Annotated in this window: 13 protein-coding genes; 10 read left to right on the forward strand and 3 right to left on the reverse strand. The window is 64.9% G+C overall.

The genetic code is table 11. The annotated features are described in order from the left end of the window. Positions 1-122: 122 nt before the first annotated feature. Positions 123-728, reverse strand: a complete 606-nt coding sequence (locus SPR01S_RS14040) for a CGNR zinc finger domain-containing protein (protein ID WP_066590472.1) — start codon at positions 726-728, stop codon at positions 123-125. A gap of 113 nt (positions 729-841) precedes the next feature. Between SPR01S_RS14040 and SPR01S_RS14045 the strand changes: the two genes are divergently transcribed. Further along, on the forward strand, positions 842-2131 hold the full coding sequence (locus SPR01S_RS14045; RefSeq protein ID WP_157082262.1) for a glycoside hydrolase family 2: 1290 nt from the start codon (positions 842-844) through the stop codon (positions 2129-2131). On the opposite strand, the gene pdxH is transcribed toward SPR01S_RS14045, so the two are convergent. Together pdxH and SPR01S_RS14055 are read right to left on the reverse strand one after the other, a co-directional pair. Next, complete coding sequence (pdxH, locus tag SPR01S_RS14050) at positions 2109-2684, reverse strand: pyridoxamine 5'-phosphate oxidase (protein ID WP_066590474.1); 576 nt, start codon at positions 2682-2684, stop codon at positions 2109-2111. The two genes, SPR01S_RS14045 and pdxH, sit on opposite strands and share 23 nt — an antisense overlap. Continuing rightward, entirely contained in the window at positions 2677-3450 is a 774-nt protein-coding gene (locus SPR01S_RS14055; RefSeq protein WP_066590475.1) for a sterol desaturase family protein, read from the reverse strand. Before SPR01S_RS14055 ends, pdxH begins: the two co-directional genes overlap by 8 nt. A gap of 224 nt (positions 3451-3674) precedes the next feature. Between SPR01S_RS14055 and ccoN the strand changes: the two genes are divergently transcribed. Genes ccoN through SPR01S_RS14100 form a run of 9 tightly spaced genes read left to right on the forward strand, consistent with a single transcriptional unit; the run spans position 3675 to position 11673 of the window. Then, a complete protein-coding gene (gene ccoN, locus SPR01S_RS14060; RefSeq protein ID WP_066590476.1) occupies positions 3675-5372 on the forward strand; it encodes a cytochrome-c oxidase, cbb3-type subunit I in 1698 nt (565 codons plus the stop codon). A 6-nt stretch (positions 5373-5378) separates the two neighbouring features. After that, a complete protein-coding gene (ccoO, locus tag SPR01S_RS14065; protein ID WP_066590477.1) occupies positions 5379-6119 on the forward strand; it encodes a cytochrome-c oxidase, cbb3-type subunit II in 741 nt (246 codons plus the stop codon). Next, positions 6116-6277, forward strand: coding sequence for a cbb3-type cytochrome c oxidase subunit 3 (locus tag SPR01S_RS14070; RefSeq protein WP_066590478.1), 162 nt, complete (start codon positions 6116-6118; stop codon positions 6275-6277). Before ccoO ends, SPR01S_RS14070 begins: the two co-directional genes overlap by 4 nt. Next, complete coding sequence (gene ccoP / locus SPR01S_RS14075) at positions 6270-7190, forward strand: cytochrome-c oxidase, cbb3-type subunit III (RefSeq protein ID WP_066590479.1); 921 nt, start codon at positions 6270-6272, stop codon at positions 7188-7190. Before SPR01S_RS14070 ends, ccoP begins: the two co-directional genes overlap by 8 nt. Before the next feature lies 1 nt (position 7191). Continuing rightward, a complete protein-coding gene (gene ccoG, locus SPR01S_RS14080) occupies positions 7192-8679 on the forward strand; it encodes a cytochrome c oxidase accessory protein CcoG (protein WP_066590480.1) in 1488 nt (495 codons plus the stop codon). 4 nt (positions 8680-8683) lie between these two features. Next, a complete protein-coding gene (locus SPR01S_RS14085; RefSeq protein ID WP_066590485.1) occupies positions 8684-9142 on the forward strand; it encodes a FixH family protein in 459 nt (152 codons plus the stop codon). Then, positions 9139-11283: a heavy metal translocating P-type ATPase gene (locus SPR01S_RS14090; protein WP_066590481.1), complete on the forward strand. Its 2145-nt coding sequence runs from the start codon at positions 9139-9141 to the stop codon at positions 11281-11283. The genes SPR01S_RS14085 and SPR01S_RS14090 overlap by 4 nt, the downstream gene beginning before the upstream one ends. Further along, entirely contained in the window at positions 11280-11429 is a 150-nt protein-coding gene (gene ccoS, locus SPR01S_RS14095) for a cbb3-type cytochrome oxidase assembly protein CcoS (protein WP_066590482.1), read from the forward strand. The genes SPR01S_RS14090 and ccoS overlap by 4 nt, the downstream gene beginning before the upstream one ends. Further along, complete coding sequence (locus SPR01S_RS14100; RefSeq protein ID WP_157082263.1) at positions 11422-11673, forward strand: hypothetical protein; 252 nt, start codon at positions 11422-11424, stop codon at positions 11671-11673. Before ccoS ends, SPR01S_RS14100 begins: the two co-directional genes overlap by 8 nt. The last annotated feature ends 124 nt before the right edge of the window (positions 11674-11797 follow it).

An 11797-nucleotide genomic window follows, 5' to 3' on the forward strand; every position in this document is an offset into this window, starting at 1 on the left:
GGTCCGTGAGCGGGGGCGAGGAATCAATCCGCAATTACGTCTTGCGCCGATAACCCCGAGTTATGATTTCCGGCGCCGTTCAGTCCGGCTGCTCCGGTCCTGCTTGCCACGTATGGCCCACTTCAGCGCTTGTTCCGGCGAGCCTCGGTTTTGCTCGCAGTCCCGCAGGTTTGCATCGCGCACCAGCGGCGTCGGCCGTTCTTGCTGGTGTCGGCGAATATCCATCCGCAAGAGCGCCGGTTCGCACAGCGTTTGAGTTTGAATATTCCGGCCCGCGCACCGGCCAGCACATCCACCAGGTCCAACGCGATCCGCTTGAGCGGAAGATGAAAATCCACCGGATCCGCATGCAACCGAAGCAGGCCGTTTTCGTCCAGCGCCTGGCTCTGGCGGGCACCTAGCAGCCACTGATTGGCGACCAACAGCGGACCTTTGGGAAGCGGGACCTCGTCGATACAGGCCGACAAGAGACGATAGGTGGCATCCCGCAGCGAGCGAACATCCGCCATGAGGCGTTCGCCCCCTCCACCCAAGTCCGACAGGTCGATCGTCTCGTCGGCAGCAATCGCGCCGGAGCGCCTCGCCCATTGCATGTAGCGTTCCGGCGTCGCGATATAATCCTCCACGTCCACCGCGAACCGGTCGTGGATCGTGTTGGCGAAATCGATGGCCAGGCGGCCACCATCCAGCCGGATCGCCGAAACCGGACGGGGAAGGGAAACGGCCATCCAACACGCACTCCGTTGACTGCACCAGTGAAACGCACTTAACTGGTGCAGACTATCTACCTGCTTACGTTTCAAAATGCATCTTCGTTCGGGCAGCTTGTAGGGGAAGCGACGTGTCTCAGCGACTGCGGTTCTGGTTCTGCTCCCTCGGTGTGGTGATGCTGCTCCTGGTCGTGGCGATGCTCGCGGTTGGCGGCCGCCCGGACCCGGTCGGTCCGGCGAAGGTGCTGGACGGGTCATGGCGCTTCCATCCCGGCGACGATCCGCGCTGGGCCGATGCAAGGACCGACGATAGCAGCTGGGATCGGATCGATCTGGTTTCCTTGCCGAGCAATCACGATTTCGATGTCGGCCTTCCGGGCTACCTCGCGGGCTGGCACGCGCGCGGACATCCCGATCTCGAGGGCTATGGCTGGTATCGCCGCCATGTCACCTTGCCGGCGCATGGCGACTGGACGTTGCTCGGCCCGACGATGGTCGATGACGGTTACGAGATGTTCTGGAACGGCAAGCCGATCGGCGGCATCGGCAGGCGGGGCGATCACCCCAAGGTGGTCGGCGCCCGACCCTATTTGGTCCGGCTTCCGCCATCGGCGGTCGAGCATTCCGGCGTGTTGGCGATAAGAGCCTTCATGCAGCCGGGATTGGGCCGGGACGACCAGAGCGGCGGACTCCGGAGCGCCCCCACCCTCGCCGCCGGCGCGTTCGGCGACACATTGTACCGCGCCCAATGGCGACGAACCATTGCCGGCTATATCGTCGAACTGGCGCTGCCGATCATGATGTTCCTGCTTGCCGGGATAGCGCTCGTCATGGCTCGGTCGACCGCCAGACCGGGCTTTGCCCGATGGCTGGCGGTCGCACTCGTGGCAACCGCTTGTCTCAGGCTGGGGAATGCCGCGGCCGCCTGGACCGACCTGATAGGTATTTCGACCCTGGATCGGCAGAATGCCATCCTGCTGTCGCCGCTCGCCATGCTGGCATGGACGGCTGCGTGGAACGACTGGGCGGAAGGGCGCGACCGGCGCGTCGTCTTGCTGATCGCCATCGCGGCTTGGGCGTTAAGGGTCGTTGCAGCCGTCACTCACGCAGATGCGTTGGTGTCTGTCGGCCGCGCCGTCTTCGCTGTCTTGTTCGTGGTTATCGCGTTGCGGATCATTGTGCGCGGCGAACGCAGATTGCTGGCGCTCGCAACGATGGCCGTTATTGCGACCGCGCTGTTCATCAACGAGCTTTCCCGGTTGGGCATTCCCACCATCTGGTTCCCGTTCAACATCGGCGTGACGCTCACCCAATATGCCTATGCGTTGGCGCTCCCGCTGCTTTCCCTTGCGCTCGCTCCGGCCAGCAACGACGCCGGCGGGCGGGACATGCGCGGCGTCAAGGGAATAGCGACTGAATAGTCCATTCGTCGTCGCGACGACGACATTCCTGTCGCTCGTGCAATCGCGCCACGCCGTCCGACCAGAATTCGATCACCGTCGGATGCATCACATAGCCGCCCCAGAAAGGCGGTCGGGCTACCTCTCGCCCGCCGAAGCGCTCGGCATGTGCCGCGATCCGGGCGACCAGGGTGTCACCGTCGGGCAGCGGCTCGGACTGGCGTGACGCCCAGGCGCCGATCTGCGAGTCCCGGTCGCGCGAGGCGAAATAGGCGTCGCTGCGTTCGCTGCTGGTCGCGGTCACCGGCCCCTCGATCCGCAACTGGCGGCCCAGCCGGGGCCAGAACAGGCAGATAGCAGCATCCGGACGATCGGCGAGGTCGCGAGCCTTGCGGCTGGCGCGGTTGGTGAAGAATTCCACGCCGTGCCGATCATGCCGCTTGAGCAACACGATCCTGGATGATGGCCGTCCATCGCGATCCGCTGTCGCCAACGCGGCGGCGTTGTAAAAGACGGGATCGCTCGCCGCGGCATCGGCGAACCATCGCTCGAGCGTCGGCCAGGGTTCAGTCATGGGTACGGGCCCGATATCTCGGGTGACCGGCGGCGACTCCGCCCGACCGGCGCGCGACCCATGGATAACGACGCGCCATCCTGTCGTCATAGCCCAGGTTGAATACCGTGGCGCTTTTGGCGGGACGCTGCGGCCGCGTGTAATAGGTCTGGAAGACATGGTCCCAGACGAAATTGGTGATGCCGAAATTGCCGCGTTCGTCGTGGAAATGATGCTCGAGATGCCGCGCCTTCATCACTGCCAGAAACCGCAGCCGCGGTTTGTACGACAGATGCTGGATGCAATGCGCGAATTCGTAGAAGCACGTGACGAGCAGGCCGGTGGCAAATCCGGCGGCAGCCCCGCCCACCCCTCCGATCAGCCATCCGGGCAAGGCGGCGACCAGCAATAAGGTCGGGAGCGTCGTGTAAAGCGCGCCGAACAGCACTTCGAGATGATTTGGGTCCTGGTGGTGATCGTAATGGATGCGCTTCCATGCCGGAGCCAGGAACGGCACCTTGAACATCCAGTTGCTGTGCAGCACCCAGCGATGGAGCGAATACCAGACCAGCGGATAGGCCAAAACGATCAGCGCGACCGTCGCAGCGGTCTGGATCGGCGACGCCGGCCGATAGGCGTAAAGGCACACCATCGCCGCCGCCAACAGCAGATACGTCACGATCGCATAATGGCGGAAATAGGCCCCGGCGAGATCGCGCAACGTCATGCGATCGAGATAGTGTGATCGGCGCCAGAACGGCGTGGCGAGCATTTCGTCGGACTGCATGGCGGGTGGTGCCTCGGCTGATGGAAAGTGACGAGGCGACCGATTGCCCCTTCTGACGCCTCGTCACGAAAGGCCATTAGCCCCCCGCCCCACGGGCTGGATTTGATCGCGGTCAAGGAAATCGCCGGCATTGGCCGCCACCGCCCCCGTGGCGCCGGCAAGGCCTTGGGGAAACTACGCATAGAGCGGCGTTCACCCCCCCGGCTAAGCCGCCGCTTATCCCCATGAACCGGGGTGACAACGCATTTCAGGGGGTCGATTTGGACGACGTCGTGACCAGGGCCGGGGGCTGGCTCCTATTGATATTCCTGTGCGTGAGCGCAGCGGGCTTTGCGGCCGATACCGGCTTTGCCGTACACATGATGATCTGCGCCGCCGCGGCGACGATCGCGGCTTTCTATACGCTGCGGCAGGTCGGGCGCGAGCCCGAAGCGGCACGGCCCGACCGTTATTATGACGATGTGATACGCTGGGGCGTCATCGCGACCGTGTTCTGGGGCGTCGCCGGATTTCTGGTCGGCATCCTGATCGCGTCGCAGCTTTCCTGGCCGATCTTCAATCTCGGTCTCGAATATACGTCGTTCGGACGGCTGCGCCCGCTTCACACGTCCGCGGTGATCTTCGCGTTCGGCGGCAATGCGCTGATCGCGACCAGCTTCTACGTCGTGCAACGGACCTGCCGCGCGCGGCTGTTCGCCCCCGCCCTCGCTCGCTTCGTGTTCTGGGGATACCAGCTGTTCATCGTCCTGGCGGCGACCGGCTACATGATGGGTATCACCGAGGGGCGCGAATATGCCGAGCCCGAATGGTATGTCGACATCTGGCTGACGATCGTCTGGGTCAGCTACCTGGTGGTCTTCGTCGGCACGATCGTGAAGCGGTCCGAACCGCATATCTACGTCGCCAACTGGTTCTATCTCGGCTTCATCATCACCGTGGCGATGCTGCACCTGGTGAACAACATCTCGGTGCCGCCGTCCTGGCTCGGTTCCAAATCCTATTCGGCCTTTTCGGGCGTCCAGGATGCGCTGACCCAATGGTGGTACGGCCATAACGCGGTCGGTTTCTTCCTGACCGCCGGCTTCCTGGGCATGATGTATTATTTCGTGCCCAAGCAGGCGGAGCGGCCGATCTACAGCTACCGCTTGTCGATCGTTCACTTCTGGTCGCTGATCTTCCTCTACATCTGGGCCGGCCCGCACCACCTTCACTACACGGCGCTGCCCGATTGGGCGCAGACGCTCGGGATGGTGTTCTCGGTGATGCTGTGGATGCCGAGCTGGGGCGGCATGATCAACGGCCTGATGACGCTCAACGGCGCGTGGGACAAGATCCGCACCGACCCGATCATCCGCATGATGGTCTTCGCGCTCGCCTTCTACGGCATGTCGACCTTCGAAGGTCCGATGATGTCGGTGAAGAGCGTCAACTCGCTTTCGCACTATACCAACTGGACCATCGGCCACGTCCATTCGGGCGCACTCGGCTGGAACGGCATGATCACCTTCGGCGCGATCTATTACATGACGCCGCGCCTGTGGGGCCGCGAGCGGCTCTATTCGCTCCGCATGGTCAATTGGCACTTCTGGTGCGCGACGCTCGGCATCGTCCTCTACGCGTCGTCGATGTGGGTCGCCGGCATCACCCAGGGACTGATGTGGCGCGAATATGGTGAGGACGGATACCTCGTCTATTCCTTCGCCGAGGTCGTGGCCGCGCTCCATCCCTATTACGTGATCCGCACCGCGGGTGGCCTGCTCTACTTCGCCGGCGCGATCTTCATGGTGTGGAACGTCTGGATGACGATCGCCGGCAAGCTGCGCGACGAGGCGCCGATGACCACGGCCGCTTTCGATCCAGCCAAGGACCGCCCCGTCGTACCAGCGCGCACCGCCGCTCCTGTTCCTCTTGCCGCCGAGTAAGCAGCAATGGCCATTTCATTCCTTCAGAAGCACAAGGTCATCGAGCGCAACGTCATGTTGCTGATGGTCTTTGCCCTGCTCGTCGTCGCGGTCGGCGGCATCGTCGAAATCGCTCCTTTGTTCTGGATCAAGGAGACGGTGCCCAAGGTCGACGGCGTGCGGCCCTACACACCGCTCGAGCTCGCCGGGCGCAACATCTATATCCGCGAAGGCTGCTCGCTGTGCCACAGCCAGATGATCCGGCCGTTCCGCGACGAGGTCGAGCGCTACGGGCATTACAGCCTGGCGTCGGAGAGCATGTACGACCACCCGTTCCTGTGGGGGTCGGAGCGTACCGGTCCGGACCTTGCTCGTGTCGGCGGACGCTATTCGGACGAATGGCATCGCCAGCATCTGACCGACCCGCGCTCGGTGGTGCCGGAATCGATCATGCCCGGTTACGCCTTCCTGGCGGACCGCAACCTGGAATTGCCGCATATCGACCGCGATCTGATGGCGCTGCGCGATGTCGGTGTTCCGTATAGCGACGACGACGTCAAAAAGGCGGTCGCCGACGTCCTGACCCAGGGCGACTTCTCCGACGGCGACAAGGCCGAACTCGCCAAGCGCTATCCCGGCGCGCAGTCGCGCGATTACGACGGCAATCCCGGTCGCCTGACCGAAATGGACGCCCTGATCGCCTATCTTCAGATGCTCGGCACCCAGGTCGACTTCAAGAAGGCGGCGGCACGGGAGACCGCCAAATGAGCTACGAAGCGCTCCGGCAATTCGCCGATAGTTGGGGTCTCGTGCTGATGGGCGTCGGCTTCGTCGCTTTCGTCGGCTGGGCCTTCCGCCCCAATTCCACCGCGGCCACGCGCCGCGCCGCCACCAGCATTTTCGAAGAGGATCAGGCCGATGGCTGACAATAAGCGCATCGACCAGGCGACCGGCACCAGCACGGTTGGTCACGAATGGGATGGGATCGAGGAACTCGATACGCCGATGCCAAGGTGGTGGCTGTACATCTTCTATGCCTGCATCGTGTTCGCGATCGGCTATTGCATCGCCTATCCGGCCTGGCCGCTATTGACCCGTGCTACACCGGGCGTGTTGGGCTGGACCAGCAAGGGCCAGTTGGAGGCGGAACTCACCGCCGATCAAAAGGCCAAGGCGGCAACGTTCGCGGCGATCGATCGCTTGCCGATCGAGGATATCGAGAAGAACCCGACGCTCAAGCAAGCCGCGATCGACGGCGGGCGTGCCGCGTTCCGCATCAATTGTTCGGCATGCCATGGATCGGGCGCAGCGGGCAGCAAGGGCTATCCCAACCTGAACGATGACGACTGGCTGTGGGGCGGCGACATCAAGTCGATCCAGCAGACCCTGCTCGACGGCGTACGCTTCCCCGGCGACGATGCTACCCGCATGTCGCAAATGCCGGCCTTCGGTAAGGACGAGATCCTGAAGCCCGAAGAGGTGCAGGACGCCGTGTCCTATGTGCGCTTCATTTCTCACCAGGAAGCGATGAGCCCCTCGGCCAAGCGCGGCAGCGCGATCTTCGCCAATAATTGCGCGGTCTGTCACGGCGCGAATGGCCGCGGCAACCGCGCCGTCGGGGCGCCGAACCTGACCGACACAATCTGGCTCTATGGCGGCGATCGCGACACGCTGACCCAGACGGTGACCAATGCCCGCTATGGGATCATGCCGGCCTGGGGAAAAAGGCTCGACCCGGTAACGCTGAAGATGCTGGCGGTGTATGTCCATTCGCTGGGCGGCGGCGAGGCACTTCCGGCGCCGGCGGCCACGCCGGCTGCCACCGTCGCGGCCAAGTGAGATGGCGGACCCACGCGATCTGACCAACGGCGAAGAGAATTTCTTCGCTGCTCGTCGCAAGGTGTTTCCCAGGAAGATCGACGGCACGTTCCGCCGATTGAAATGGGCGGTGATGGCGGTCGCGCTGATCATCTATTACGTCACGCCGTGGCTGCGCTGGAACCGCGGCCCTTACGCCCCCGACCAGGCGGTGTTGGTCGACCTGGCGCATCGCCGCTTCTACATGTTCTCGATCGAGATCTGGCCGCACGAATTCTACTACGTGGCCGGACTGCTGATCATGGCGGCGATCGGACTGTTCCTGGTGACGTCGGCGGTCGGGCGCGCGTGGTGCGGCTATGCCTGTCCGCAGACGGTGTGGACCGACCTGTTCGTTCATGTCGAGCGCATGATCGAAGGGGATCGCAACGCGCAGATCCGCCTCGATCGCGCGCCTTGGGGGCCGGCCAAGATCGCCAAGCGAACGAGCAAGATCGTTCTGTGGTTGCTGATCGCCGTTTCGACGGGCGGCGCCTGGGTCTTCTATTTCACCGACGCGCCTACCCTCGCCCGCGAACTCGTCAATGGCACCGCGCCGTTCGTCGCTTACGCGACGATCGGGGTCCTGACGTTCACTACCTTCACGCTCGGCGGGCTGATGCGCGAGCAGGTGTGCATCTATATGTGTCCATGGCCGCGCATCCAGGGCGCGATGATGGACGAGCGCACGCTCGCGGTGACCTACAAGAACTGGCGCGGCGAACCGCGCAGTCATGGCGTCAAGCGCGCGGCCGAAGCGCGCAGCGGCAATGTCGTGCTGGCCGACCTCGCCAGCGGCGCGACACGGATCGGCGATTGCATCGACTGCAACGCGTGCGTCGCCGTCTGTCCGACCGGGATCGACATCCGCGAAGGACCGCAGATCGGCTGCATCACCTGCGGCCTGTGCATCGACGCGTGCGACGACGTGATGAAGCGGGTTGGACGTCCGCCGCGGCTGATCGGCTATACGACCGAACTCGACGGACAGCTCGAGGCGGCAGGCAAGCCGGCATTGCCGCCGCTGCGCCGACTGCTGCGGCCGCGTACTTTGATCTATCTCACGGCCTGGTCTGCGGTCGGGCTCGCCATGCTCTTCTCGCTCGGCACGCGTACACGATTGACGGTCGAGGCGTTGCAGAACCGCAATCCGATGTGGGTGCGCCTATCCGACGGCACCATCCGCAACAGCTATTCGATCAAGGTCCGTAATATGGAAGCGCGCCCGCGCACCGTCGAACTCGGCCTGCAAGGCCTTGATGCCGCCATCTGGACCGCGGACGGTTCGCGCCAGGGGGCGTCGCGCACGGTCCGGCTGACGGTGCCGGCTGATCAGGTGGCCAAGGTATCTTTGTTCGCGGCGGCGCCGGCGACGGGCGACCAGCGCACGACGATCACCTTCACCGCGCATGCGCTCGACCGTGAGGGTGGTGCCGCGTCGGCGCCCAGTTTCTTCGAACGCCCGGAGTAGGATGATGACGACACGCTTCACCGGCTGGCATATGCTGGCGATCATGATCGGCTTCTTCGGCGTGGTGATCGGAGTCAATGCCGTTATGGCGACCGACGCGATCCGGACGTTCGGCGGACTGGTCGTCGAAAATTCCTATGTCGCGACAACGCACTATAATCGCTGGCTCGCAGAGGGCCGCCAGCAGGAGCGCGAAGGCTGGCAGGCAACGCCGACGGCGGATGGCACCGGCGCGGTCTCTTTACGCCTGTCGCGTGCCGGCCAGGCGATCGACGGTGCCTCGGTCAGCATCGTCGCCAACCACCCTGTCGGACTGGTGGCACAGCGTAGCCTTCGCCTGCGCCCCGTAGGTGGCGGCGTATATCGCTCCGACGGGCGGTTGCCGCGCGGGCGGTGGCTGGTCCGCATCGAGGTCAGCGCCGGTGCCCAGCGCGCGGCGTTCGACGACGAGATACGGGTATGAACGCGCCGGTCGTCATCCGCCGCGACGACAGCCTGACGACGACCGATCTGACCGTCGAGGGCGTGCATTGCGCCTCGTGCATCGCCAAGATCGAGGGTGGCTTGCATGCACTGCCCGGAATCGCGACCGCCCGAATGAATCTCTCGACGCACCGGCTGCACGTCGCCCATGCTCCGGCAATCGACGCGGCAATGCTGGTCCGTACGGTCGAGGGGCTGGGTTTTCGGGCGCATCCGTTCGCGGCCGCCGAGAATGCGGGTGAGGACGGCGAGCGCCGCCGGCTGCTGCTAGCGCTCGGCGTCGCCGGGTTCGCCGCGATGAATATCATGCTGCTGTCGGTATCGGTCTGGTCGGGTGCCGACGAAGCGACGCGCAGCCTGTTCCACTGGCTGTCCGCGCTGATCGCGATTCCCGCGGTCGCGTTTGCCGGCCGGCCGTTCTTCGCCAATGCGTGGAGCGCGCTGCGCCGCGGCCGGACCAACATGGATGTGCCGATCTCGATCGGCGTCGTGCTGACGACGCTGATGAGCCTCTACGAAACCGCCACCGGCGGCGAGCATGCGTATTTCGACGGCGCGGTCATGCTGCTGTTCTTTCTGCTCGCGGGGCGTTTTCTCGACAGCGTGATGCGTGCTCGTGCGCGCGACAGCGTCGCTGCCTTGCTGCACCAGGTCCCCGCTGATGCGCTGGTGCTGGCTGCGGACGGATCGTCCTCGCGACGCCCTATCGCAGAATTGTCCGCGGGCACGCGCGTGCTGGTCGCGGCCGGAGAGCGCATTCCGGCCGACGGTCGTGTCGAGACGGGCACCAGCGTGATCGACCGGTCGCTGGTGACCGGCGAAAGCGCTCCCGATCCTGTCGGGGCCGACGGCCAGGTGCTGGCCGGGACGATCAACGTCGCCGCGCCGCTGGTGGTCCGGGTGACCCGGGCGGGCGACGACACCGCGATCGCCGACATCGCCCGGCTGATGGAGTCGGCGCACCAGGTCAAATCGCGCTACGTTCGGATCGCCGATCGCGCGTCGCGCCTTTATGCGCCCGCAGTCCATACGCTGGCCGCGCTCAGTTTCCTCGGCTGGCTGATCGCCGGCGCCGGAGTCCATCACGCGGCGACGATCGGGGTCGCCGTCCTCATCATCACCTGCCCGTGTGCGCTGGGGCTGGCTGTGCCGATCGCGCACGTCGTCGCCTCGGGCGCGTTCATGCGTGCGGGCATGCTGGTCAAGGATGGCAGCGCGATCGAACGCCTGTCGCGTGTCGATACCGTGTTACTCGACAAGACCGGGACGACGACGCTGGGGCGCTTCGTCCCGGTCAGCGGCATGCCCGACGACGTCAATACCCTGTCGATCCTGTTCACTCTGGCGCGCGGCAGCACGCATCCGATGTCGTGCGCGATCGCGGCGGCGGCGCAACACGCCGGCGGCGTGGCGCTGCCAGCCGTTTACCTGACCGAGCAGGCCGGGCTGGGCCTCGAAGGCGAAATCGCCGGAGTTCGTTGCCGGCTGGGCCGGCCGGACTGGATCGCCGAGGACGGCGCGCTCGACCATGATCGCACCGCCATCGCCTATCGCATCGGCGAAGAGCGGCCCCGGCTCATCGTGCTGCGGGACGAAACCCGGTCCGATGCGGCAGAAGCGATCGATCGGCTCCATCGTTCGCGATTGAGCGTGGAGATGTTGTCGGGCGACACGCCGGCCGCGGTCGCGGAGCTTGCCGCCTCGCTTGGAGTCGCGGCCCAGGCGCGCATGTCGCCGGGCGACAAATATGATTATGTCGGCAAGCTGCAGGCCGCGGGACACCATGTTCTGATGGTGGGCGACGGGCTCAATGACGGCCCTGCGCTCAAAAGCGCGGACGTCGCGATGGCTCCGGGCACTGCCAGCGATGTCGGCACGCTCGCTGCCGATATCGTCTTCCTGGGCGACCGGCTGATGCCCGTTCCGCTGGCGATCGCGGCCGCGCGACGGACGATGAGGGTCGTACGCGAGAATTTCGCGCTGGCGATCGGCTATAACGCGATCGCCGTGCCGCTCGCGATCCTGGGCCACGTCACGCCCTTGATCGCCGCGGCGGCGATGTCGGGATCGTCGCTGTTGGTGGTCGCCAATGCTCTGCGGTTGAGGGGAGCGGTACGATGAACGGCATCCTGTTGCTCATCCCGTTCGCGCTCGGCCTCGGCCTCGCCGGTCTCGCGGCGTTCTTCTGGGCGGTGCGCGATGGCCAGTTCGAGGACCTGGACGGCGCCTCCATGCGTATCCTGATCGAGGATGACCGGGATGACTGAGGGCGTGGCGGCCTGGATGGGGATTGCGGCGATTACCCGGCTGGCGCTGGCTATTGCCTGCTGCCCGCCGTCGCAGGTGCTGACGCTGCCGTTGTGCGGCGACGGCAGCCATCGGATCGCAATTCCGTTCGATCGCAAAAAAGCGCCGCGCGAAGAATCCCCTACGGGGTGTCACGCGGTCTGCAGCCGCAAACTGGCCGTCAGCGGTGACCCTGCCGACGGCGATGACTGCGCCGATTGCTAGATTTGTCGTCGCATCGCTTTTGCAGAAAACCGGCGCCCACTTTTCCGCGCGATGCTCCAGTTGCCGTCACGCCGCGAGGCGGGCGGCGCTTTCCAGTTCGAGCCGGTTCCAGATTTCGACGAGC

It is taken from the genome of Sphingomonas pruni NBRC 15498 (assembly GCF_001598455.1).
GTDB lineage: Bacteria > Pseudomonadota > Alphaproteobacteria > Sphingomonadales > Sphingomonadaceae > Sphingomonas > Sphingomonas pruni.